The 24,603-nt window shown below is 58.6% G+C and carries 18 protein-coding genes and 1 tRNA gene; 15 read left to right on the top strand and 4 right to left on the bottom strand.

The genetic code is table 11. From position 1 onward, the window contains the following. Positions 1 to 526 precede the first annotated feature (526 nt). The 8 genes from WB650_RS18745 to WB650_RS18780 all read left to right on the top strand — a co-directional run bounded on the left by WB650_RS18745 (position 527) and on the right by WB650_RS18780 (position 10,472). Positions 527 to 1,810, top strand: coding sequence for an outer membrane lipoprotein-sorting protein (locus WB650_RS18745; RefSeq protein WP_422306148.1), 1,284 nt, complete (start codon positions 527 to 529; stop codon positions 1,808 to 1,810). A 136-nt stretch (positions 1,811 to 1,946) separates the two neighbouring features. Continuing rightward, a complete protein-coding gene (locus WB650_RS18750; RefSeq protein ID WP_423961589.1) occupies positions 1,947 to 4,421 on the top strand; it encodes an efflux RND transporter permease subunit in 2,475 nt (824 codons plus the stop codon). Positions 4,422 to 4,552: 131 nt separating this feature from the next. Then, on the top strand, positions 4,553 to 6,049 hold the full coding sequence (locus tag WB650_RS18755; RefSeq protein WP_423961591.1) for a DUF1302 family protein: 1,497 nt from the start codon (positions 4,553 to 4,555) through the stop codon (positions 6,047 to 6,049). Between the two features lie 739 nt (positions 6,050 to 6,788). Beyond that, positions 6,789 to 7,151, top strand: a complete 363-nt coding sequence (locus WB650_RS18760; protein ID WP_422306154.1) for a hypothetical protein — start codon at positions 6,789 to 6,791, stop codon at positions 7,149 to 7,151. A gap of 254 nt (positions 7,152 to 7,405) precedes the next feature. Further along, positions 7,406 to 7,861: an alpha/beta fold hydrolase gene (locus WB650_RS18765; RefSeq protein ID WP_422306155.1), complete on the top strand. Its 456-nt coding sequence runs from the start codon at positions 7,406 to 7,408 to the stop codon at positions 7,859 to 7,861. Continuing rightward, positions 7,833 to 8,372, top strand: coding sequence for an alpha/beta fold hydrolase (locus tag WB650_RS18770; RefSeq protein ID WP_422306157.1), 540 nt, complete (start codon positions 7,833 to 7,835; stop codon positions 8,370 to 8,372). Before WB650_RS18765 ends, WB650_RS18770 begins: the two co-directional genes overlap by 29 nt. A gap of 386 nt (positions 8,373 to 8,758) precedes the next feature. After that, a complete protein-coding gene (locus WB650_RS18775) occupies positions 8,759 to 9,985 on the top strand; it encodes a CaiB/BaiF CoA transferase family protein (RefSeq protein ID WP_422306159.1) in 1,227 nt (408 codons plus the stop codon). A gap of 28 nt (positions 9,986 to 10,013) precedes the next feature. Further along, positions 10,014 to 10,472, top strand: coding sequence for a nuclear transport factor 2 family protein (locus WB650_RS18780; RefSeq protein WP_422306161.1), 459 nt, complete (start codon positions 10,014 to 10,016; stop codon positions 10,470 to 10,472). Between the two features lie 1,390 nt (positions 10,473 to 11,862). On the opposite strand, the gene WB650_RS18785 is transcribed toward WB650_RS18780, so the two are convergent. Continuing rightward, positions 11,863 to 11,937 (bottom strand) — tRNA-Val (locus WB650_RS18785). A 241-nt stretch (positions 11,938 to 12,178) separates the two neighbouring features. Continuing rightward, positions 12,179 to 13,666, bottom strand: a complete 1,488-nt coding sequence (locus WB650_RS18790; protein WP_422301597.1) for a CHASE3 domain-containing protein — start codon at positions 13,664 to 13,666, stop codon at positions 12,179 to 12,181. Positions 13,667 to 13,961: 295 nt separating this feature from the next. Here WB650_RS18790 and WB650_RS18795 point away from each other — a divergent pair, with 295 nt between their 5' ends. From WB650_RS18795 to WB650_RS18825, 7 genes are read left to right on the top strand one after another with little or no spacing between them, the layout of a single operon-like run. Next, positions 13,962 to 14,441: a chemotaxis protein CheW gene (locus WB650_RS18795; RefSeq protein ID WP_423961593.1), complete on the top strand. Its 480-nt coding sequence runs from the start codon at positions 13,962 to 13,964 to the stop codon at positions 14,439 to 14,441. Continuing rightward, on the top strand, positions 14,438 to 15,616 hold the full coding sequence (locus tag WB650_RS18800) for a CheR family methyltransferase (protein ID WP_422301601.1): 1,179 nt from the start codon (positions 14,438 to 14,440) through the stop codon (positions 15,614 to 15,616). Before WB650_RS18795 ends, WB650_RS18800 begins: the two co-directional genes overlap by 4 nt. 39 nt (positions 15,617 to 15,655) lie before the next feature. Continuing rightward, positions 15,656 to 15,982: a hypothetical protein gene (locus tag WB650_RS18805; RefSeq protein WP_422301603.1), complete on the top strand. Its 327-nt coding sequence runs from the start codon at positions 15,656 to 15,658 to the stop codon at positions 15,980 to 15,982. Next, complete coding sequence (locus WB650_RS18810) at positions 15,979 to 16,524, top strand: chemotaxis protein CheW (RefSeq protein WP_422301605.1); 546 nt, start codon at positions 15,979 to 15,981, stop codon at positions 16,522 to 16,524. The genes WB650_RS18805 and WB650_RS18810 overlap by 4 nt, the downstream gene beginning before the upstream one ends. Positions 16,525 to 16,530: 6 nt before the next feature. Next, positions 16,531 to 18,555 (top strand): hybrid sensor histidine kinase/response regulator, encoded by a 2,025-nt coding sequence (locus WB650_RS18815; protein ID WP_423961595.1) that lies wholly within the window; start codon positions 16,531 to 16,533, stop codon positions 18,553 to 18,555. A 5-nt stretch (positions 18,556 to 18,560) separates the two neighbouring features. After that, the gene (cheB, locus tag WB650_RS18820; RefSeq protein WP_422301609.1) at positions 18,561 to 19,643 is read left to right on the top strand and encodes a chemotaxis-specific protein-glutamate methyltransferase CheB; all 1,083 of its coding nucleotides are present in this window, start codon (positions 18,561 to 18,563) and stop codon (positions 19,641 to 19,643) included. Positions 19,644 to 19,645: 2 nt separating this feature from the next. Then, a complete protein-coding gene (locus tag WB650_RS18825; protein WP_422301611.1) occupies positions 19,646 to 22,585 on the top strand; it encodes a response regulator in 2,940 nt (979 codons plus the stop codon). Positions 22,586 to 22,735: 150 nt separating this feature from the next. Here WB650_RS18825 and WB650_RS18830 read toward each other — a convergent pair whose 3' ends face one another. Both WB650_RS18830 and lon read right to left on the bottom strand, forming a co-directional pair. Next, entirely contained in the window at positions 22,736 to 23,056 is a 321-nt protein-coding gene (locus tag WB650_RS18830; protein ID WP_422292564.1) for an HU family DNA-binding protein, read from the bottom strand. A 92-nt stretch (positions 23,057 to 23,148) separates the two neighbouring features. Next, a partial coding sequence (gene lon / locus WB650_RS18835; RefSeq protein ID WP_423961598.1) for an endopeptidase La occupies positions 23,149 to 24,603 on the bottom strand: 1,455 nt, incomplete at its 5' end.

Here is a 24,603-nt window from a genome sequence, read left to right on the forward strand (position 1 = left end):
AACTGCGTAAGTCCGAACAGGCGTGAGAATGATCACGATTTCTCGTGAGATAGACTTGTAGAGAAGCGAAAGGCGTTCCCAACATCGCTAATATCTTTAAATCTTGGGCGTTTCTGCTAAGACCCGAATGGCACACGCATTGCTTGATGCAGCAGCGCAACGGTCACTTAATGTAACAGCATTGCGATCTGCGAGGCTTCGGAACGAAAGCGAGCTAAATGCGCATCCCGACTACCCCAAGCAAAGTGATGCTGCTGGTCAGCGTCTTCGATATTCGATTTCCCCAAGATTATTTCTCCACGGCAGGTCATGCGCCTAATGAACCTGCGTTCGGCGTCAATCTCCCGCCACGCGGTGCGCCAGATGCGGTCAGTACGCGCACTGTTTGGGCTGTGCTAAGGCCTAGAACTGAAGTCCGAGACTTACACGAGGGCAACAACCTTGGAGATGAACAATGGCGCGCGGTCGATCGCTAGCTGTGTGAGAACCCCGCAACATAACCAATAACGATAGAGGAAGGTGCACTATGCGATGGCAATGGGGATTGGCTGCAGCTGTATTGATTGGATCGATCGTCGTGCCCGCCCTCGCCGCGGACGATAATCCCGCTGCCCCTGGCGGTGTCTTCTCGAAGATGATCGGTGGAAAAGAATGGCGCGTCGAGCCTATCGCCGGAACCAATAATTTCAAGGTCACTTGGGGGGACAAGACTGTCACCTGGAGTCCTAAACCGTGGCAACCCAGGGAGCTGCAACAACAGGGCCCGTCCTACTACTGGAAAATTTTCGGCGAAAAAACGCCCTACTATCCGATGGATAAGACGATGGATGAGCGTGCCAAGTTGGATGGTCAAGATGTCGAGCGTGGATGGGTCTTAGTTGAGGACACATCTCAGATGCTCGACTGGAAAGGCGGGTTTTGCTTCGACATCATCTCGGCGGGCGGTGAGGTCCGAACACGGTGCGGAATCGAGTGGAAACGAGCGTACCTACGGCCTGAGTACAAGGCAGTCCGCAATTCAACAACTCCCCCGCTTCTGAACAAACGTTTCATTGTGCTTACGGCGCCGAGGTCGGTACGAGGCATCGGCTTTTTGACGTTCGTCTACGATGATCCGGTCAAAGAACAGGACGGATGGCTCTACCTGCCCTCCGTCCGCAAAGTAAGACGCCTCGCAACGGCGAGCAAGCAGGACTATTTCGCCGGTACTCCGCTTCGAAACGAAGACCTGCCACAAACCTCACCGTACAACCACAACTACAAAGTGCTGCGTCTCGAATTGATGGATGATCCCGGTCCGAAGCAGTGGGGTTTTGGAGACTCAGGGTGGGAGAAGAAGGAGGAACGTCTCGACGGGATCGGCTGTCCTCATTGGGTGGTCGAAGTGACACCAAAAGAGTCGGACTACTGGTTCGCAAAAAAGATCCAGTGGGTCAACATGTTCACATTCGGAGTCGACCAGGAATTTGCGTATGACAAGAATGGGGAAGTGATTCGCGTCGGTTGGTACAATCACCGTCCGGCGACGCTAATCGATCCGAATGTCCCGCCAAGCTACCTGATTTTCAGTACCGACAGTTTTTTCGATACGCGGACCGGCTATAAAAGCGTGTTCTGGGGTGCGCATCGTCGGAAAAACGTTCCTTGGGAAGAGTCCTTCTTCGATACGAAGTTTTCCGAGGATCTCTTCAATCCTGATCTGCTAACCAACGAGTATACGAGCACTACGCAGTATGGGCCGACACCGGCAAATTGGGTTCTGTCAGAAGATCCATGGCCTCAGGATCCTGCTGTAGTGACTAAGCCGTAAAGAACCGATCGGGAAACATACAGTTTGCTCGGAAATGGTGTGGCAAAGGATCGCGGGCGCAAAGCCTTTGTAAGTTTCCCGTTAGTTCGAACGACGACCTTAAAGCTGAACGCTAAGGGCAGAGAGATACAGGTGGATGGAAAATAGCGGAGCGACTCAAGAGAAATGGCTGAGAGAAATCGGCCGATTCATTCTCTGCCACTCGTACCTGTTTCTCGCAATTGGTGCAGTTTGCCTCGCGCTGAGTATCTACTCGACGCTGCAGTTCAAACTCTACGACGAGCCTGGACGGTGGGCGCCTCAGAACGATCCATTGGTGAAGCGCGCCAAGGTGATCGAGGAGCGCTTCGGCGGTGCGAACCACGTGGTCATTATGGTCACCGCCAGAAATGGAGACATCTACAATCATGCAACGCTGGAGAAGGTCAAGAAAATCACGGCCGACTTGCTAAGCATGAAAGGCGTGATTCCATACACGGTGCGCTCGATTGGAGATGTGACCGCGCGATACATGAAGTTCGAGAACCGCAATGGCGAGGACTTCATAGTAAATAAGCCGTTGATGGACAGGGTGCCGGACGAGGGTGATCAAACCGCCTTGGACCGCATCCGCTGGGGCGCTGAGCACAACCCTCTCATCAAGGGACCACTAGTGTCAGTCTCGCCGGATGCCAAGGCGACCGTGATCGCGGCTGATTTCCGGACGACTCCGGTCAAAGACTCCATGGGGCACTTGTTGCCGTACACGGACCCGGTAGAGATCTACAAACAGGTCAATTCTCTGAGAGAGAGATATACCGACAGCCATGACTTAATCGAAGCCGGCGGTACCCCGATCATTATCGGCTGGGTAAACAGTGAAGGACTGACGTACGTTGGCATCGCTTTCCTGTTCTTTTTGGTCGTAATGGCGATCATCCTATACCTATTCCTTGGACGGCTCGCGGGAGCCATCATGCCCATATTGGTAGGTCTGTTCGCTTCGCTATGCGGGTTCGCGATCTACCGTCTCTTTTTCGGAAGCGTGTTGGGATCCGCCGCTGTTCTGATTGCACCATTCATCGTGGTGGCGGCGGGTTCGTGTCACGCGGTGCAGTTTCTGCGGCGGCTCTTCGATGACTCTACCCTCCAGGGGGTGAGCGACGAGGACGCCTTTGTAGATACGTTCGCGATGCGCTTCAAACCCATGGTGATCTCGCTGCTGGCTGATGTGATGGCGTTCGTCGTGCTCTCGTTCGTTCCCTTCGAGAATGTTTCGTTACTAGGCCGAGTTACCACGTTCGGTCTGATTTCAGTGACAGTCGCGGAATTCTTCATATTGATGCCGGGCCTCTACCTGGTAATGAGGGGCCGCTTGATTCGCCGGGTGGCGAAGCAGAAGCGCACGAAGATGGATGGCATTACTGAAGCCATCGTTCGCACGATGGTAAAGAAGCGTTGGGCGCATGTCACGGTTTTTGGGGTCGTGCTTGTCGCGTTCATCTGGTCCGCTGCTGTCGTATCCCAGCTTCAATTTTCGCAGGACAACACCTACGCGATCCACAACGCTCTTACTCGTTCGTGGCGGAACAATGAGATCTACAAGATGGAGATGCATATTCGCGAATATTTTGGCGGAGTGTACCCTCTGGTAGTTTTGGCAAAGACCAAGGGCGACGCGCTGGTGAACGCCGACCTGGATGTCCTTCAGGGTATGGATCGATTCGAGAACGACATGAAGAAAGTTCCTGGTGTTGCGGGAACCTTAGGGCTGCCTGATTTTCTCAAAGTGATGAACCGGTTGATGTATGGCGACAAGCCCGAAGCGCTAGCCTTACCTTCAAGCGAACGCGGAGTCGCTGAGTACGTCTTCATGTATGAGGACGGAGAACCCGGTGTGTTTGATGCGGTTGTAAGTCCCGACCATCAGACCGCAGCGATCGACATCCTGGTACGTGACACCAGCAAGGATACGGTGTCGCGCGTTATGACGGCAGCGTACGCCGCGGCGGACAAGGACCTTAGTAGCGCAAAGCTTGAGCCTATCATAGGAGGAGGATCCATCGCCATCGCCAGTGCTTTCAATGACAGTATCGGCAAGTGGCTGGTGCTGGGCACCGTACTCTCGATGGCGGCCACCTTCGTGCTCGTCGTTGTCCTGTTGCGCTCGATTGTAATGCCATTGTTTCTAGTCCTGCCTCTTGTCGTTGGAATCTTTATCACAATGGCAATCATGCACGTCGTCGGCGTGCCGATGGACTCGAATATGACAACGGCATTAGCCATCGCGAGCGGCGTGGGCATTGATTCGGAAGTCTATCTTCTGTTCCGTTTCAGAGAAGAGTATGCGTTGCTCGGCGACTTCGACGAAGCGTTGATCCAGTCGTTTACCAAGATCCGGCGTGCGCTGGTGACCTCGAATCTGGCTCTTATTATAGGGTGTTGGGCGCTGATTCCGATCGCATTGTACGTGGGAACCGTCGGCTTCGGTATGGGTCTTATTCTGGCGCTGTGCTTTATCCTCGGATATTTCGCAACGCCGGCGCTATGGGCAGTCCTGCGCCCTTCCTATCTCACTCGTTCTACAGAAGAGGAGATGGCACCTGCGGAACCAGTGAGATCCGTGTCCTAGATTAACTCAACTAAGTTGGTGATTGTTTTTGTAATGTGAGGGCTAAAACCGGCGCCGGATCAAAGGGATAACGAGAGGGAAAAGCTATGAGGGCTCAGTTGATACCGGGGGATAAGCGTATAGCGACCGTCGTGACCGCTTTGGTCCTGTTTCTGGTTCTGTCCTGTGCTTCAGGACACACACTAGAAATACCAGATTACAATACTTCGATACAGGTGACCGCAGGCAACCGGACCGGAGTATTTCTCGACGGTGGCAGGAATTTCCTGGGTCAGAATAGTGTCGTGGACCGGTTCGAACAATTCTTGCTGGCTGACGGTAAGACCCAATTTTACAAAGATCTGTCTATGACTATTAAGCTGCGAGGATTCATCGACAACGTCTTCGATGTGCAGGGTGGTAACCACTGGAGCGCGGACCCAAAAGCGATTCATGCACTGAGCAATTCATTCGCCTTAAAATACGATGATGTATTGCGGGAAGCTTACTTTGACTACAACCTTGGCCAGTTGCCGGACGAGGACGGAAAGCTATTTGCCCGGATAGGTAAACAACAGGTTGTCTGGGGAAAAGCGGACGGATTTCGCCTATTGGACCTTATCAATCCCTTCGATTATCGGGAGCCATTCTATCCCAATTTCGAAGATGTGCGGATTCCGCTGTGGATGATAAATGTTAACTACACCTTACCGCGGCAGGTGCTGCAGAACGCGAGTTTGCAGCTGATTGGCGACCCCTTTTACCAACAGGACACTTTTGCTCCGCCGCTGGTCTCGCCATGGTCATTCAGGGGATTTGATGAATTCCAGCACACGGCGAATACCGTGGGTTTCCGTGTGCTACCTAACTTGTATGACAGAGACTTCGAACCCGCGACAACATTGAAGAACTGGTCAGCCGGGGCGCGTTGGTCGCATACGATCCAAAACTTCTCATATACCGTGAATTACTTCTACGGCTGGACAAGTCTGCCCCACGCGAAACCTGAATTCGTGCCGGTTTCGCCGCTGGATCCTCTCGGGTTCCTGTACAACGTTTCGCCAGATCGGGTGCACAAGATTGGAGGTTCCTTCGACTACAACGCCTATAAGATACCGCTGTTGAATATTGAAAATGTCGTCTTTCGCGGTGAATTCCTTGGGACTATCAACAATCAATTCTACGGCAACGTGCAACCGAACCTGGTGGCTAACTACAAGAGAAACACCGCCGACTACGTGCTGGGGATAGACAAATACGTGTATGGCATCCCGTTCCTTGCTCCGGAAACGAATACTCAGACCCTGGTCAGTGGGCAGATTCTTCAGGATTTCATTCCGGGCTCGAATCCGCAAAAGGAAGGGCTCACAAATCCTGGCGATGCCGAGCTGAACGCGGTCAAGACGAGCCTCACTCTATTCCTGCAGAACACATCTATGGAGCAACGACTAACTTCCGAGTGTCTGTTTTTCTACTCGGATGCGGGCGAATGGTGGTTTCGGCCGCGCGCAATCTACGACGTCTCGGACAATATTACGGCGGAATTGGGCGGCCAATTCTTCATCGGACATTCAAATGACTTGGTCGGAGAGTTTGCCCGCAAAGGTATGCAGGAAATATTTATTCAGTTGAAGTATCAAATCCTTTAGCCGCTGCGGTTTGGAATATCTGAGAAAAGGAGTAGCGCAATGAGTCGGAATGTTTGGCGGTTAATATTCCTAACAGCAGTCATGGTTTGGGCTACTTGTCTGGCGCAACAGATGCCGTCGTTCACGAATTGTACAGTCGCCGCCGCGAACGCAGCCACAAGCGCCGGTGGTTTCACCGGCGAATGGGCTGGAACGACCACAACAGGTCCCCAAGCTAATAAGATCGCCGGCAAAATTCGAAGCATCAGATTCCATATCAAACAGGGCGCCGACGGGCAGATTGAGGGGACATATACTTGCAAGTCAGGCAGGAAATCGAACTCTTTCTGTCGTAATTTCGAGGAAACCGGAACTATTGCAGGCGGCAGAATAGGCGACGGTCGGTGGGAGCTGACAGTTATCGTACAACCAGACTCATCTAGCTGCGACTATCAAGGCAAGGTTATCGATCATACCGCGCACGGTGAGTATACCTGTACTCTGCAGGGGTCAAAGGTGGAGCAGGGTACCTGGCAAGCTAAGATGCGCACGGCACCCTAGATAGATACCTCACTGCTTTACAATCAAAGGGACCGCTAGTCTTGTGCGTCGCCTTACGACCAGAGTCTTCGCAGCTTTCACCGCCGTTGCGATAGCATGCCTGGCAGCGGCGGGCTGCGCCTGGCAGCTCCCCCCACCGAAAGCCTCGTTTACACAGACAGCAAGCTTCGATCGACCGCCCAAGCCGGAGGACTGCGTCATGTCGATTTTAAACAGGGAGCCTCTCACTGCCCATCGAAGGATAGCAATTGTCGAAGCTTGGGGAGCTGACGATCAACAGGACCAGGTGTGGGCGGCGCTGAAGAGCAAAGGATGCGAGACCGGTGCCGACGCACTAGTGATTGTCGAGGACCAGTCCCAAGTCAATCCGGACATCGCTAAGACCGGCCTGCCGCTGACGCTTCAAGACAGTGATGGGAATACGGGTACAGCCAAGGCGCAGGGACGCAAGAAAGAACTTGCTCCTGAGATTGGCGAGGCCGGCCACCCTGGTTACTATCTCGACTCGATTGCTATCGTTTATGACAACATAAAAGCCGACCGTGTGCACGCCAGCCATTGATGGTCGAGGAGAACCCGACAGGAATCAACCTTGCCGCGTCTGGCCGTCGCGCAATGGATCACCCGCCCGGCGCGCGGCGTTGCTGACGAGTTCGAGCTCTCAGGCTTATGAGATGGTGTACCAGACTGACGACTCCCGAATAGTCCGAGAACAAGGGAGCTCAGACCACACCCAAGGTCTTCGATGGGCGCCACCATACAAATGCGCCCTGACCTGAGATAGAGTTCGGCCAATTCGGTGAGGAGTCTACACAGATGGCTGAACTCAAGCACCGCGTCGTAATGACCAACGGTATTCGCATCCACCTCGTCGAAGCGGGCAAGGGTCCGCTAGTCCTAATGGTCCACGGCTTTCCGGAATCCTGGTACTCGTGGCGGCATCAGCTTCATGCGCTTGCCGCCGCGGGCTACCGCGCGGCGGCGATCGACGTGCGCGGTTACGGTCGCTCGTCGGCGCCAGCGGGGATTGACGAGTACCGGATGACAAAGCATGTCGCCGACAACTTGGGCGTGGTCGAGGCGCTCGGTGAGACGAGCGCGACTATTGTCGGCCACTTACTGGGGCGCGCCGATCGCAGCAAACTCCGCGCTGTTGCGCCCCGACGTCTTCCGCGCGCTGGCGCTCCTGAGCGTCCCATATTCACCCCGAGGATCGCGCCGGCCAAGCGAGGCATTCCGCGCGATGGGTGGCAAGGAGGAATTCTACATTGAGTACTTTCAGCAGCCGGGTCGCGCCGAAGCCGAGATCGAGCCCGACGTCAGAGGGTGGCTGCTGGGCTTTTACTACTGCGCTTCGGGCGATGCGCCCGCACCGCCCGCCGGCAGCACTATGGCTACGATTCCTCACGGCGGGATGATGCGCGACCGGCTCACGGTCCCGGAAAAGTTGCCCGGTTGGTTGACAGCCGAAGACCTCGACTTCTACGTCAGCGAATTTGAGCGCGCCGGTCTCACCGGCGGACTCAATCGGTACCGCAATGTGGACCGCGACTGGGAAGATCTGGCTGCGTTCGCGGGACAGCCGATCACCGTGCCGTCGCTGTTCGTCGGCGGCGAGAAGGACGGGCCGACACGATGGGGTGGGGCCGCGATCGCTAACTTCAGCAAGACGCTGCCCGGATTGCGTGGCTCGCACGTACTCAGCGGATGCGGCCATTGGGTGCAGCAGGAGCGGCCTCGCGAGGTCAACGAGCTGCTGGTCAACTTCGTGAAAGGGCTCTGAGCCGGATACATGGTCCGATTCGAGGACTTGACCGGTTACATCCTGTTGTGCAGTTCGCATCAGGCTGCAACCTCCGTCAGCCGGTCCAGATCTTAACCGAGTGCCCACGCATCACAGAGAAGAGATAGTTCGCCAGGACATCGCCTTTCTAACGAGATGCCGCACCGCCGCTGCCATACTTTCCTGTTCACGTTATTCCAAAACACAGTCCAGACACTTGGCAGTCGGCGCGTCATCCGACTATGGATAAAAGATACCGGCGTCGAGCAGGCGAGCTTCAAACCAATGCGGAGAGCGATTGGAGGAACTTGAAGCGGCCGTCGTCGAGAGTTACGCGATGCTTATTGACTGACCGCCCAAATCTCGCGGGTTTTGGAGAGATGGTCATGACCGACAATCGACCTCGACACGTGTTGGACGGCTACAAGGTCCTCGACTTCACGCAGATCGTGGCAGGCCCCACCTGCACTCTGATGCTGGCCGAAATGGGCGCCGACGTGATCAAGGTCGAGATGGCGCCAACGGGCGATCCTTCGCGCGGGGCCCAAGTCCTGATCAACGGCCGCAGCGGCTATTTCGTGCAGCACAATCGCGGCAAGAAAGGCCTTTGCGTCGATCTCAAGACGCCCGAAGGTCTTGCGATAATCAAGGAGCTGATTCGCCAGACGGACGTGCTGGTCGAGAATTTCGCGCCCGGAGTGATCGGCAGACTCGGCCTCGATTACGACTCGGTGAAGATGCTGAATCCGAAAGTCGTAATGTGTTCGATTTCTGCATTCGGTCAAACCGGACCTCTGGCCAACGAGCCGGGCTTTGATTACCTCGGCGCGGCGTACGCGGGAATTGTTTCGATGGGCGGCGAGCCCGAGGGCGCGCCTTATGTGATTATGACGGCTATCGGAGACGTGAGTACCGGGGCACATGCGATGGGCGCGATCTGCGCCGCCTTGCTCTATCGCGAGCGAACCGGACGCGGGCAGTATCTGGATTTGTCGTTGCTCGATACCTATTTCCATTACCACGAGGCAGGAGTCGAGACGCTCAGTCTCAGCAAAGGCGCAATCAAGCCGACCCGTTCCGGCTTGCACTCCTGGTATGCGGTACCGGCCGGGATATTCAAGGCCAAGGATCGGTACATAATAATTATCGCGCCACTCGAACATCAGTTTGCGGGCCTGTGCCGCGCGATGAACCGTCCCGAACTAGCGGACGATCCACGCTTCAAGACGAACGCTGACCGACTGATAAATCTGACGCAACTTGTCGCCACGGTCGAAGGGTGGCTCGACTCGATGCCGAGTGACGACGTTTCGATGGCGGCGATGAAGGAATATCGCGTGCCGCACGCGCCTGTTCTGTCGCTGGAGGAGGCCGTCAAGCATCCGCACCTCCGTGAGCGGGGAACAGTTCGCACGGTCCATGATCGCATTCTGGGAGACTTCGACGTTCCCGGTTTCGCGCTTCGCTTCTCGGAGTTTCCACAACGCCTCGAATTGGATGCTCCATTGCTCGGCGAGCACAACGAGGAAGTTCTAACAAATTACTTGGGATACGCGCCCGCTCGCGTGAATGCGCTGTACGAGAAAGGAGTTATTCGCAAAGGCCTGGCCTGAAACAAGAAAACTAGTCGAGGATGAAATCATGAAAACGACTGATGAACTGGTAATCGAACTTGCCAATCGCGAAGCGATTCGTGAACTGCCCGTACGTTACTGCGACTGCGTCTGGCAAAACGATCTCAAGACCTTGGTCGAGCTTTTCGTCGAGGACGGGATATTTGTGATTAAAGGACGCGAGCGAGAGGCAACGACCAAAGGCCGCGCCGAGCTTCGCAGGATGTACGAGCGGGCGCTCGGCGAGACGTCGCCGCGTCCTTACATCCACAACCATGTCGTAACTCTGCACAGCAAGACCAAGGCGACTGGCAGATGTTACGTGGAACTGCGCAGCGCGGCGCGGGAGATGGAGTGGATTGGGACGGGCTTCTACGACGACGAGTATATGAAAGTCGGCGATCAGTGGAAGTTCGCCTCGCGACGCTTCACGAGTATTAGACTTCCGACCCCGCCTCCGGACTTGGAAAAGAGAACCCAGCCCTAGTTTTTTGGTGGCTCCAGAATCGGAGTGTGTATGCCGCGAACTAAAGAGGTTTCAGACGAATCCGGCGAGTACCGTTAGAATGGAAAAGTGTAATCGAGTTGGCTCGCGGGCGACGTTCTCAGATAGCTGAGGCATTCGCAGTTGAATCGGAATCGAGTGCGGCAGTTCTCGCTCAGCGGCGCACTATCCCGCGATCAACGTCGTCGTCGGGTAGACGCATTCTTGGGCATTGCTCACTCAGCCATCGCTGGCTCGCCTCTTTGCCTAGGGCGTCAACCTTAAGGGTTACATCAGGGGCGCTGCTGGATTTGCCCCCTCCAAGTAACGTGGGTGAGTCTCAGACAACCGATGGAACTTTCGCGGTACTTTAGTAGGAGGCCTGGGAGGGGCGGGGCTTCAACGGGTGGCGAAAACTGCGAAACCATTCCCAAGCTCTTGCGTCCGTTCCTGCCAGAGTCGTAGCACGGACGAAAGCTCGTCGTTGCGAGCGGGTCGAATGACTATTTCAGACGACATTATTATGGCCAAGGCGAGCGCGGCGGCGTGTCGAAGACTCATTCTACTTTTCCTTGAGGCGGGATCCTCGGTGGCAATGCATTGCATAGAGTCTATCGGCTGGAAGTTGCCGAAAGGCGAAAATGCGTTTTCATCCGGGCGCGTAACTGCCATCTGTTAATGTGAAAGCGTTCGCTCCGTGGGAGGGTTCGCGATGAAGCAGCTTTGCGGTCTCATGATGACATGTGCGATTTTACTCGCGAGCTCGAGTTGTTCTCTTTGGCAACACAAAGAAGAAAAGCCTGAATACGTCCTTTGTCACGCAAATTCCGAATGCGAACCTCCGCAGATCTGTAACAAGGATATCGGGTACTGGCGGCCTCCCTATGCTCCTGCTGACGCTGGTGTATGCATCGAAGCAGCCGTCGCTACCTGTCCGAATGGAAGTGTACTAACTCGGGGATACGATCCGCACAGAGGATGGAACACCAGCTTCTGTGTCGAGGGACCGACTTATTGCCACTCCGATCAGGAATGTAAGCTGCCCGACAAGTGCGACAAGCATACCGAGACCTTCATCCCGACCAGCGAAGGTCCGGGGGCCGGGGTATGTATGGTAGGTAACTGAGCGCGTCCCACTCACTCGTCAGTGTCGCCATCATCAGCGACTTCAAGATTGATCGGGCGAGAGCTTGGGGCGTGACCGAGATCGGCGGAGAGAGCCAGCTACGAGAGACACGCTTTTCCAAGCGGGCTCTATTTCTAAACCAGTTGCCGAGTTCTTATCGCATCGATCGTCGACTTGGTGGGTGATAACCTTCTTCGTCAACCGGCCCCAAAACCGGCACCAGATGATCGGGCGAAATGCAGAAATCCCGTAAGTGCACGATTTCATTGGTGGGCGGTGCAGGTTTCGAACCTGCGACCCCCGGCTTGTAAGGCCGATGCTCTACCACTGAGCTAACCGCCCGAAGCCTTATATCTCGCACACTTAGCGGTTTTTCGGAAACGCTGACTTTATTCGTTTCCGGCCTTCGTCAGCAGCCCACGCTGCGTGAGCAGATGCCGACGTCGCAACTCGGCGAAGCGTATGACCGGTTGCTGACGCGCATGGCTTCATCGGGCTCCGGATGCGCTGTTCGAGGCGACGCGCTCCAGCGATGTTGTCGGAGCGGGCCGCGCTCCTGGTAGTTGGTCGGCGAATGCAAGCCCTAGTGTGAGGTCGCTGATACATGGCCGTTGGAGCGGACCATCATGACCAGTTCTCTGGAGAGGCCTGCCAGCTCGGACGAAGTCTTCAACACTTGCTTGGAGCTGGTATCGGTCTCATGCGCGGTCTGCACCAGGTCTGATGCTCCCACGCGGACCTGATCGACCGCACTTGCCTGCTGTTCGGTACTTAATTCGATCTCGCGCGCCGCCTCGCTGGCGGTGCTGACCAGCGCGGCGATCTGCCTGAATAGTACCGCCGCTTCGGCGAACTCGCGCACGCCCGCGTCGACCAGCTTCGAACCGTCCTGTGTCGCCGCAATAGTTGAACTGGCCGAGGCCCGGATGTTATCCAACAGCTGTCGAATCTCGCTTGACGAAACACTGACCCGATCCGCGAGCTTGCGAATCTCGTCCGCTACGACGGCGAATCGCTTGCCCCATTCTCCCGCACCCGCCGCTTCTATCGTCGCATTTATCGCGAGGATATTGGTCTGCTCGGCCAGTTCGTTGATCATCTCGGTGATACTCCCAATCAGCTGCGACTTCTTTCCGAGTTCGAGCACGTGAACGACTACCACGTCGACCTGGGTTTTTATCCCTGCGATGGATTGCGTAGTGCGCTGAACAGTCTCGTCGCCGCGACTGGCAGTCAGTGAAGTCTCCTGTGCGACTTTGGCGACGCGTTGCGCGTTTTCCGCGATTAGACGCGAGGTCGAAAGAAGTTCGTTGATAGTGGTGGCAATTTCATTAACTGCCGTTGCCTGACCGGTTGAGCCCGAAGACTGCAAATTGGCCGCCGCCTGGAGCTGGCTGGACGAGTTCTGCAAAAGCGCCGCTGCCGATCCGATCTGTCGGGTCAATGAACTCGTAAGATACCAGCCGATCAGGCCAATAAGGACAAAGGCGAGTAGCGAAGCCGAGATTATCGTCGTCTCCGAGAAACCCGCCGCAAAGTCAGTCCGAGTCTTTTCCTCGTGCAGCGAAGTTCGTTGCTGGTTATCCATTTCGGCGACGACTTGCCTGATCTTGTCCATGTAGGCCTTTCCCTGGCCCGTAGTCACCACTTTCAACGCAGCATCTAAACCTTGGCTGCGCCGAAGCTCGATGGTCTGCTTGAGTTCCGCCATCTTGGATTGAATCAGAGGCACGGCTTGCTCGAGGCGACGCGCCTGAACGGGATCGTCGGCGGTCGAATCACGCAGTTGCTTTAAGGCATCGTCAATCGAAGCGTCGGCCAATCGGTAGGGCTCCAGATAGGTGTCATCGCCGGTCAGCAGGTAGCCGCGTTGGCCGGTCTCCGCGTCCTTCAAGGCCGATATCAACTCGGACAGCTGATCGATCACGGCATAGGTCGCGCCCAGTTCATGGGTGTTGTTCCAGACTTTCGCGATACTGAAGTAGCCGACCGCGCCGATGACTATCAGCATCACGAAGGAAATCGTGAACCCAAGCGCGATCAAAGCACCAAAGGACCTTGACCGATTCATAAACTGCACCCGCCTCCATGGCCGCGCTGCTCGCGTTTGGGGAGCACAGATCATGCCGTGGATCGGGACCCCTGAACGCCGCTTCGCACGTGAGTAAACCGCCAACAGATGGGAAATGCTGCGACACTTAATTGGCGAATGGCGCCAATCGGTCGCCGCGCGAAGACGCGTAGGTGCCGGGCAGCACACCTGATCCGCTGCTGAAAGCTTTCATAGCGCGTCAACTTACCATGCGATCGCTTGGTTGAGTTGGAGCGGAAATTGCACCTCCACCAAGGACTGACCGCGTGTTCAATTGACGACAATCGCAACCCCGGCAAGCTTATCCTCCACGCGCCTGGCCGTGGTGCTGGTGAGATCGGGCAATCTGTTCTGCGCGCTGCCGCTTGAGAGCGTCATCGAGACCCTCCGCAGCCCGCCGGTCACAGTTATCGCTGGCGCTCCCGGATGGGTGCAGGGAGTGGCCGTGATTCGCGGCGCTACGGTGGTGGTGGTTGATCTCGGAATCCTGCTTGGAGCGGGTTCGGCTGAACTCAAGCAGGCGCGCGTCGTTACCTTGCGGGTCGGAGCGCGGGTGGTAGGCCTTGCGGTCGAGTCGATAGTAGGCGTACGCGACTTTGAGCGCACCATGCTGGCCGAAGTTCCGCCGCTGCTGCTGCAAGCTCATCCCGAGGTATTGACCGCGATAGGACTGCTGGACGGTGAGCTCATGCTGGTGCTCGACGGCTCGCGAATCATCACCGAGGACGAACTGGCCAGATTAGAGAACTCATGAGGACCAAGCCGGTTATAGGTGACGCGAACGTGATACGGTTCGCCGAATTGATCGAAGAACACCTCGGCCTTCAGTACGGCAGCTCGTCGATTATCGAGTTGGAGACAATCCTGGCGGCCCGAATGCGCGCGCTGCAGTGCCGCAGCTTCGACGCCTACCTTAAGGGCCTCGAGTCTGTCGTAACGATGTACGACGAGATGCGCGAGCTGGCCGCCAAGTTGACCATCGGCGAGACCTATTTCTTCCGCAGCCCCGATCAGCTTCACGTCTTTTCCGAAAAAGCGCTGCCGCGGCTGACCCGAACCAATCCGGCCCGGCAGATTCGGATATTGTCCGCCGGATGCTCCACCGGTGAAGAGCCGTACACGCTCGCGATGACGCTGCGTGAGCTTGGCAAATCGGCGCCCGCCGAAGTCTCGATTCTCGGCCTCGACATCAATCCCGAGGCTATCGCGAAGGCACAGCGCGGGCGCTATTCGGCCTGGGCGATGCGCGCGACGCCGCCGGAATGCATTGAGAAGTACTTCCGGCGCGAACATAGCCAGTTTGTGCTCGACCAAAGCGTGCAGACGATGGTGCGGTTCGAGGAACGCAGTATCGCTCGGGAAGACTACCAATTCTGGCAGTCGCTCCACTTCGACATTATCTTTTGCCGCAACGTAACCATGTACCTGTCCGCTCGGGTGCTGGGCGAAGTGATCGCGCGATTCGCCCGCGTGCTCGCGCCCGACGGATTCCTGTTTCTAAGCCACGCCGAGCCGTTGCGCGGTATCTCCCAGGCTTTCCATGTCGAGCATGCTCAAGACTCCTACTATTACGTGCTGCGCAAAGCCGCCGAATCGCCCGCGCTACCGAGATCGGCCGCCTTGCCCTTCCGTTTCCGCAACGATGCCCCGCGGGCGCTCGCGCCCTCGATGTCCGCTACGTCACCGATCTCAGCTTCGTATCAGACTTCCAGCTTGATCGCATCGAATCGCGCCGGCGTAAAGCCTGCGCCGGTCGAACCGGCTCCGCCTCGGCTCGAAGCCGCCGCACCTCGTCCGAGCCTCAGTCTCGGCGCAGCTCTCATGAAGGCGGAACAGTACGACGAGGCGCTGGCCACCCTCGAGGCGCTTGCGCCCGCCGACCGGCTCGATCCCGACGTGCTGCTGCTGATGGCAATTATCCAGGTGTAACGAGGCCAGCTCGACCAGGCTGCCCAGCTATGTACCTCGTTGCTGGCCCTCGACGATCTCAACGCGGCGGCGCACTACCTGACTGCACTTTGTCATGAGCATGGCGGCAGGCGCGCGGCGGCGCTCGACAGCTACCGGGTCGGGGTTTACCTCGATCCGGCATTCGCGATGCCGCATTTGCGGCTCGGCCTCATGTTCAAGCGCGAGGGCGACCTGCCGGGTGCGCGGCGCGAGCTTCAGAATGCCTCGATGCTGTTTGCGCAGGAAGATCCGGCCCGCGTTCTGCTGTTCGGCGGCGGCTTCAGCCGCAAGACGCTCATCGATCTATGCGGCTCCGAATTGCGCCTGTGTGGGGAATCAAATTGATCGAAACCGACGTCGCATTGAAGTTCGAGGATCTGAAGCGGTCGTTTGATCTGACCTTCCAGCAAGCCCTGGTCGAGCGCACTCAGGAACTCGTGCACTTGCTGATCGTGCGGATCGGCGCCACCCGGTTCGCCCTGAAGGTGGCCGACCTCGCCGGACTCGTGCGCGCCCGGACCGTGGTGCCTATCCCCGTCGCCGGCTCGGGGCTCCTTGGCCTGGCCGGGCTCAAAGGCCGGATGGTAGCGGTTTACAGTCTCGCCGCCGTGATCGGCTGTCCCGAATTGAGCATCGAGCAGAATCGATGGATGGTGCTGTGCCGCAGCGAGAAGGAGATTGCACTCGCGTTCACCGCGGTGACCGGCACCGTGATGGTGCCACGGGCCGAGCTTAGCCCGGTAAGTCCGGGCGCGCCGCCTAACGCGACTGACGCGGTCGGCTCCGGCGCCTCGCAGCTGTGGCTGCTGAACGTGAGCTCAATCGCCGAGACCATCCTGAAAAAGACCGCAGTGCCGCCATCCGCCGAAAACGGATTGGCTGGATAGCGACTTATGGCCGACGAAGATCTCTACCAGTATTTCAAGATCGAAGCGCGCGAGATCGTTGCCGATCTCAGCCGCGATATCCTCGGCCTGGAAAAGGACGGTGCCGGCGCGGAACCGCTGGCGCGCCTGCTGCGCCAGGCACATACCCTCAAGGGCGCCGCGCGCGTCGTCCGATTGCCCCGTATCGCCGAGATTGCGCATGCGATGGAGGACGCGCTGGCGCCGCATCGCGGGTCTCTCGACGCAGTCAGCAAGGATCAGATCGGCCGGCTCCTGCAGCAGGTGGATATAATCTCGTCGGAGATAAGCGCGCTCGACCCGCCGCCGCAGCCCGGTACCCAATCGCGCCCGGCCGCGCTCGAGCCGTTCGAGCGGGTCCGCGTCGGTGTGGCCGAAATGGACGCGCTGCTCAGCGGAGTTTCCGAAACCGCCGTGCAGCTCGACGGCATTCGCCGGGGCATCGAGGTAGTCAGGGAGGTCGAAGACCGGCTCGCGGCCCTTCAGCAACAATTGACCGACGCCAAACCCGGGGCACGCTTGCACGAGACCGTCGAGGAGATGAGGCTCGCGCTCCAACACGCGCGCCAAGGCCTCGGGATGCGCGCCGACAGCACCGAGCGCGAGGTTGCCGAAGTCCGCGGGAACATCGACCGGCTCCGATTGCTGCCCACCAGCCTGCTGTTCCCGGCCCTCGAGCGCGCGGTCCGCGACGCCGCCGAGATGCTTGGGCGGCAGGTCGTCTTTCACACCTCGGGCCGTGAGCAGCGCTTGGAAAGTCACGTGCTCTCGGCGCTCGGAGAGGCGCTGTCGCATCTGGTGCGCAACGCTGTGGCGCACGGAATCGAGAATCCGCAAGACCGCCTCGCGCGCGGCAAGCCGGCCTGCGGCGAGGTGAGTCTCAAGATCGAACGGGGTGCCGATCGAATCATCTTCACCTGTTCCGACGACGGCTCCGGCATCGATGTTGACGCTGTTCGCCGCGCGGCGGTCGATCGTGGAGTCATGTCAGCGGCCAGCGCCGCCGCGCTCACTCCTGCCGACGCCCTCGAACTTATTTTCACCCCCGGCGTGACCACTAGTCCCTCGCTCAACGAAGTCGCCGGCCGCGGCATCGGGCTCGAAGTGGTTCGCGAGGTCGTGGGCCGCTTCAAAGGCCAGGTAAGGGTCCGCAGCGACCTCGGCATCGGCACCAGTGTCGAGATTGAAGTGCCGGTCTCGCTCTCTTCGGTCAGGGCGATCCTGCTGGCCGCCGGCGATTTGCTCATCTGGATTCCGCTGGACGCAGTTCATTCGGCGTTGCGGCTCGGGGTCGATGCGATTGTGTCGCTGGCCGGGCAATCTTCATTGATCTTTGAAGGCCGCGCGATTCCTTTTATCCGGCTCGCCGAAACCATGGGGCGTCCGCTCACATCCGGTGTCGATTCGCGACCGCATTTGGCCACGATTGTTCAAGCCGGAGCCGAGTTGCTCGCAGTCGGGGTGGACCGCGTGATTCACGCAAGCGAGGTGATCGTGCATCCGCTGCCTACAGCTGCGGGCCGCGTAGCCATGCTCGCGGGCGCGGTGTTCGACGCTCAGGGAAATCCGCAACTCGTGCTCAATCCGGACGCGCTGCTCGAAGCGGCTCACGCGGTCTCATCGCAACCGATGGCGGCGGCCACGCCTGCTCCGCACATTCTGGTCATCGACGATTCGCTCACTAGTCGCGTGCTGCTGAAGAGCATCCTGGAGACCGGCGGCTTCAAGGTTGATCTGGCCGTGAGCGGCGAAGACGCGATGGCGAAGGCCAGCGAACGTCACTACAGCCTCTTCGTCTGCGACGTCGAGATGCCCGGGATGAATGGGTTCGAGTTCGTCGCGCGGACCCGCGAGTACGACTATCTGCAGGGGATTCCGACGGTCCTGGTTACCACTCGGGGCGGCGCCGATGATCGCAGGCGCGGTGCCGAAGCCGGCGCCCGCGCCTACATCGTCAAGGGCGAGTTCAGCAAGGACTCGCTGCTGGAAACCGTTCGGATGCTGGTGGGATAGGGCGTATGGCAGCAATTCGCGTGCTGGTCGCAGACGACTCGATGACGGTGCGCAAACGTCTCGTGCAAGCGTTATCCACCGATGCGGGAATCCAGGTCATCGCTGAGGCTGCCGACGGCCGTACCGCGACTGAACTATGCCGCCGGATTCGTCCCGACGTCGTCACCATGGACGTGATGATGCCGGTGATGGACGGCGTCACCGCCACTGAATACATCATGGCCAATTGCCCCACACCCATCCTGATGGTTTCGGCTTCGTCCAATCGCGGACAGGTCTTGCAAACTTTCGACGCGCTTGCGGCCGGAGCCGTCGACGTCCTCGATAAACCCGCCGCCGACACGCCTGACGGGGTCTGGGAACGAGAATTGGTCGGGGCGGTGATGGTTTCGCGCATCAAGGCGATTCGGCGGCCGTCGGTCAATCGACGTTCACGAGTGGTCGGGGCCGCCGCAGGGGTCGCGGCTCCTGTGGTCCTTCCCCTCCTCGAAAGCGATGAAGCGGTGATTGTCGCGATCGGAGCGTCAATCGGCGGCCCGTCGGCAATCGCAAAAATCCTGTCGCAAATACCCGCCGGCTTCCCGCTGCCAATTTTGCTCGTCATCCACATCGCGCCGGAGTTCGCGCAGAGTCTGGTTGAATGGATCGCAACCCGCTCGAACAAGCTCCCGGTGCGGGTTGCGGTGGATGGCGAGCCGATACCCCGGCCTGGCCTTGCGGAGATATTAATGGCGCCGCCCGACCGTCACTTGGTAGTCCGCGGAGGCCGCCTGCGGGTGACCGATACTCCGCCGCGCCACCTATGCCGACCCTCGATCGACGAGCTGTTCGAGTCCGTCGCTCGTGAATGCGGCTCGCAGGCTATCGCCTGCCTGCTGACTGGTATGGGTAAAGACGGCGCTGCCGGTCTGCTCGCGGTCCGGCAGAAGGGCGGCCACACAATCGCGCAGGATGAAGCCAGCTCGACCGTGTTCGGAATGCCGCGTGAAGCTATCGCCCTGGACGCCGCACAGATCGTTGCTCCCCTGGCCGACGTGGCCGGTACCCTCTGCCTGATGGCGCGGCGACGCAATGGAGACGCACTATAGTCATGATCTCAAGCGTACTCGTAATCGACGACAGCCTGACTGTCCGGATGGACCTGAAACGCGCCTTCGAGGCGGGAGGTTATGTCTGCACTCTCGCTGCTTCGCTGGCGGAGGGGCGCGCCGTACTGCATAAGGCCGTTTTCGATTTGATCGTGCTCGATGTCCAGTTGCCCGACGGTGATGGCGTTGGGTTCCTCTCGGAGTTGAAGGCTACCCTCGAAACTCGGCCGATTCCTGTAATCCTGCTCTCGCTCGAGGCAGACGTTCGCGCGCGGGTGCGGGGACTCACGACTGGCGCCGATGAATACGTGGGCAAACCATATGATAAACGCTACCTGCTGAGTTGTGCGAACGAACTGATAAGCGCGCGACGCTCGAACGCCGCCGCCCATCATCTCCCTAACCTGCTGGTAATCGATCCCAGCGAAGCCTTTCGTCAATGGCTCAAGCAGCTCGTCGAGCCTAATGGATATCGCCTGGTCGAGGGCCAGAGTGGCGCTCAGGGATTGCGCCTGACGGCGGAGATTCAGCCGGCCGCGATCGTGGTCGACGGTCAGATGGCTGGTATCGACGGTCTGACCTTCATCAGCAGGATCAAGTCCAACACCGTGCTGCGCGAGATCCCCTGCGTCTTCTTCACGGATTCGGACGATCGCGACATCGAGATCGGAGCGCTCGAAGCGGGCGCCGACGCGTTCATGCGCAAGCGCGAAGACCCGGCTATGTTACTGGTTCGGCTCGGCGCGCTTACTCACTCGCGTGAAGCGATGCGAGCAACCGACAGCGCGAAGAGCCTTTTCGGAAACAAGAAACTGTTGGGCATCGGCCGCGACTCGTCCTATCTGCGCGATCTGGGGTCTGAGTTGCTCAGCGACGATTACGAAATGGCGATCGCGCAATCGGTGGCCGAGGCGCTCGAGCTGCTGGTAGTCCGCCGAGCCGACTGCATACTGATCGAATGCTCTTGCGCCGCTCCGTCGTTTTTCAGACAAATACGCGATTCTCCCGACTGGCGGACGATTCCGTTGATAGTACTTACCGACGATCCAACCAGCGCTATAGTCCGCGAAGCGCTGAGCGCCGGGGTCGACGATTGCGTCGTAAAGTCGCCCGACTTCGCCATCGCCAAGGCGCAGCTACGCAATCTGCTGCGCCGCAAACAGGTCGCCGATCGCAACCGTCAAGCCCGCGAACTTCAACTGCGCGATGAAACCCGCGCCGCCGCCGCCGAGGCGTTGGTCATGGGACAGCTCGCCGAAACTCGCGCCCGCCTGCTCGCGGAACTCGAAGCCAAGAACATCGAGCTGGTGGCCGCGCGCGAGACCGCGCTGGAAGCCTTGCGAATCAAGTCCGAGTTCATGACCAACATGAGCCACGAAATTCGCACCCCCCTCAACGGCATCATCGGCTTTACCGAATTGTTGCTCGAATCGGAACTGACCCCCGATCAAACAGAATTCGCGCGCACCGTCTCGGAGAGCGGCAATCTGCTGCTCAACATCGTCAACGACATCCTCGACTTCTCCAAGCTCGACGAAGGCAAGGTGGTTTTCGAACGAATCGATTTCGATCTGGCAGGTGTGCTCGAAAGTACGGTCGAGTTGTTCGCCGAAAAGGCCCACCGCAAGGGACTCGAACTGATGCTGGCGTATGCCATCGAGGCGTCGATCACGATCTCGGGCGATCCGACTCGATTGCGCCAGGTCCTGAACAATCTGCTCGTAAACGCGTTGAAATTCACCCACTCCGGCGAGGTCATCCTCCGCGTTACCTTGTACGCGGAAACCTCCGACGAGATCGTCTTTCGCTTCGACGTTCGCGATACCGGAATCGGCATCCCGCGGGCGGTGCAGCCCGGCCTTTTCGATCCTTTCGCGCAGGCCGACGCATCCACTACTCGCAAATATGGCGGAACCGGCCTCGGACTGACAATTTCAAAGAAGCTGGTTGAAATGATGCAGGGGAAAATTGAAATTGAAAGCGAACCGGGAAAGGGCTCGACCTTTTCTTTCACCGCGAGGTTCGGACGGCCGGCGACTTCTCCGGCCCTCGAATCCACCGGCGCTCAACTGGCAGGCGTGCGCGCACTCGTCGTCGACGACAACGCGACCAATTGCGCCGTGGTCGCCAACACTTTGAAATCCGCGGCGATGATCGCCGATACCGCCGCCAGCGGAGACCTGGCGTTGGCCGCGATGCGCCACCAGGTCGCAGAGAATCGCTCCTATCAGGTAGCTATCGTGGACGCCGATATGTCCGGGATGGACGGTTCCGCGCTGGCTTGCGCTATCCGGTCCGATCCGACGCTCTCAAAAACGCGACTCCTGTTGATGAGCCCGGTCGGTGAAAGCGCAGGTTTGGCGGCTCGCCGCCGCAAGAATTTCGACGGTTGGCTGACCAAACCGGTCCGGCCGTCGCATCTCTTCAAGCGGCTCGCAGCGGCGCTCGACTCGGGCTCGCCGAATGGCGGACCTTCGATTCGCGAACCGGTCTCGCCCGCGTTTCAACTTGCGCTCCCTTCGGCAAACCCGTCGCACGACCCGGTGCGCGTCCTGGTGGTCGATGACAATCTGGTGAATTTGAAAGTGGCCGAGAAGCAACTACAGAGGATGGGCTATCGGGTCGATCTGGCTGGCGGCGGCAAGGCCGCGATTGAAGCGCTGGTCGGCACGCACTATGGGGTCGTGCTGCTCGACTGCGAGATGCCCGAGATGGACGGATACGCTACCGTTGCGGAAATCCGCCGGCGCGAAAATGATCAGCGGCACACGACGGTAATCGCGATGACCGCGCGTGCCCTCGAAGGCGCACGGCAGCGATGCCTCGATGCCGGCATGGACGAGTACGTCGCCAAGCCGGTCAGCCTGAATGCATTAGCCGCAGTCCTCGAGCGCTGCGCCCTGTTGGAGAAGAATGTGGCCGGACGGCAGGTTGCCGACTGAGTTGGCGCCGTAATCGGACCCTTCACCAGGAACCGGCCGCCCGACTGCGCTAAAAGTTCAGGTCGAAATCAGAAAAAAGGGCGGCCGCGTGTGTTATCGACACAGCGGCCGCCTGGTTGAACTGAGTTGATCTCGAAGGTGCCGATCCGGTTACGAACCAGTCGACGGTGACGACGACGCCGGCGCTGCGCCGACGCCTTCATTCAGCGAGTCCTTCAACTGCTTGCCCGGCTTGAACTTTGCCGATCGGCTCGCAGCTATCTCGATCGATTCTCCGGTCTTCGGATTGCGTCCGGTGCGCGCCTGCCGTTCCGATACTGAAAACGTGCCGAAGCCTGAGATGTTCACGCGCTCGCCCTGCCGCAACGCCGCGATGACGTCGTCGAGCAAAATGTTTATTGCGCGTTCGGCGTCTGCCTTGTTGAGGGGAAGCTTGTTGGACAACGCCTCTATGAGTTCAGCCTTCGTCATATGTACCTTCGGCGGTCTTCCCATCCCCGACCGCGCATTTGAGTTCGCGCATTCCGGGTCTGCCGGAACGTGCGAAGTCCCCCGCTCAGAACCTACGACAGGTTCGTCGATACAGTCGTGTCGTCCTCGTCCCCTGGCGGCATCTCCGGTACCTTGGGTTCCGGCTCGCGCAGGAACGCCAAGTCACTCTCACCTTTACCCGCCTTGAAGAAATTGTCCGGATCAGTCAGCACCAACGCGTGCTTTAGCACTTCATCCATATGCTCGATCTGAATCAAGGTGATGCCCTTCATGATCTGAGGAGGGATCTCCTCGATGTCCTTGGCGTTGTCCCGAGGTATCAGGATCGTCTTGATACCGCCGCGATGCGCCGCGAGCACCTTCTCCTTCAGTCCGCCAATCGGCAGCACGCGTCCGCGCAGCGTGATCTCACCCGTCATCGCAAGGTCGTTGCGAATCGGTGAGCGCGTGAGCGCCGACACCAGCGCCGTCGCCAGCGTGATTCCCGCCGACGGCCCGTCCTTCGGAATCGCGCCTTCGGGAATATGAATATGGATGTCGATACGATGATAGAAGCCGCGATCGAGACCGAGCACTTCGGCCCGCGATCGCACATATGAAAGCGCGGCCTGCGCCGACTCCTGCATCACGTCGCCAAGCTGTCCGGTGATAGTCAGCTTGCCGCGTCCCGGAACGATCGTCACCTCGACGCTCAGCAGCTCGCCGCCAAGCTCAGTCCACGCCAGCCCCGTCGCAACTCCAACCTGCGGCACCGTCTCCGCCGTACCGTAACGGAACTTCGGCACGCCGAGATACTTCTGGAGGCTCGAGCTCGAAACCTTGACGTGCGCATTGCGATCCGTCTTGACGACTTCGACCGCGACCTTGCGGCAGATCGAGGCGAGCTCGCGCTCTAGATTTCTGACGCCGGCTTCGCGCGTGTAATGCCGGATGATGCCTTGGATTGCGCCGTCGGACACCTCGATATTCTCCGGCCGCAGCCCATTGGCCTCCTGTTGCTTCTTCAGCAAGTACTTCTTCGCGATATTGAGCTTTTCGGTTTCCGTGTAGCCGGGGATACGGATGACTTCCATCCTGTCCTGCAGCGGCCGTGGAATCCGATCGAGCGTATTCGCCGTCGTGATGAACATCACTTTCGACAAATCGTAATCGCAGTCGAGATAGTGATCGTTGAACGTACAGTTCTGCTCAGGATCGAGCACTTCGAGCAGCGCCGACGACGGGTCGCCGCGGAAGTCGGTGGACATCTTGTCCACTTCGTCGAACAACAGCACGGGATTGGATGATCCCGCCTTGCGCACCGACTGAATCACCTTGCCGGGCAGGGCGCCGATGTAGGTTCGCCGATGCCCGCGAATCTCCGCCTCGTCACGCACGCCGCCAAGCGACACGCGCACGAACTTACGTCCGGTCGCGCGCGCCACGGACTTGCCGAGCGAGGTTTTGCCGACGCCCGGAGGTCCGACCAGGCATAGGATCGGTCCCTTCATCTGGCCGACCAGCGTCTCGACCGCCAGGTATTCCAG

The organism is Binatus sp. (SeqCode) (genome assembly GCF_049584895.1).
Lineage (GTDB): Bacteria > Desulfobacterota > Binatia > Binatales > Binataceae > Binatus.

Coding starts and splice junctions, on each gene's coding strand:
- WB650_RS18745 (WP_422306148.1), top strand. CDS start 527: ATGCGATGGCAATGGGGATTGGCTGCAGCTGTATTGATTGGATCGATC.
- WB650_RS18750 (WP_423961589.1), top strand. CDS start 1,947: ATGGAAAATAGCGGAGCGACTCAAGAGAAATGGCTGAGAGAAATCGGC.
- WB650_RS18760 (WP_422306154.1), top strand. CDS start 6,789: ATGTCGATTTTAAACAGGGAGCCTCTCACTGCCCATCGAAGGATAGCA.
- WB650_RS18765 (WP_422306155.1), top strand. CDS start 7,406: ATGGCTGAACTCAAGCACCGCGTCGTAATGACCAACGGTATTCGCATC.
- WB650_RS18770 (WP_422306157.1), top strand. CDS start 7,833: ATGGGTGGCAAGGAGGAATTCTACATTGAGTACTTTCAGCAGCCGGGT.
- WB650_RS18775 (WP_422306159.1), top strand. CDS start 8,759: ATGACCGACAATCGACCTCGACACGTGTTGGACGGCTACAAGGTCCTC.
- WB650_RS18780 (WP_422306161.1), top strand. CDS start 10,014: ATGAAAACGACTGATGAACTGGTAATCGAACTTGCCAATCGCGAAGCG.
- WB650_RS18790 (WP_422301597.1), bottom strand. CDS start 13,666: ATGAATCGGTCAAGGTCCTTTGGTGCTTTGATCGCGCTTGGGTTCACG.
- WB650_RS18800 (WP_422301601.1), top strand. CDS start 14,438: ATGAGGACCAAGCCGGTTATAGGTGACGCGAACGTGATACGGTTCGCC.
- WB650_RS18815 (WP_423961595.1), top strand. CDS start 16,531: ATGGCCGACGAAGATCTCTACCAGTATTTCAAGATCGAAGCGCGCGAG.
- cheB (WP_422301609.1), top strand. CDS start 18,561: ATGGCAGCAATTCGCGTGCTGGTCGCAGACGACTCGATGACGGTGCGC.
- WB650_RS18825 (WP_422301611.1), top strand. CDS start 19,646: ATGATCTCAAGCGTACTCGTAATCGACGACAGCCTGACTGTCCGGATG.
- WB650_RS18830 (WP_422292564.1), bottom strand. CDS start 23,056: ATGACGAAGGCTGAACTCATAGAGGCGTTGTCCAACAAGCTTCCCCTC.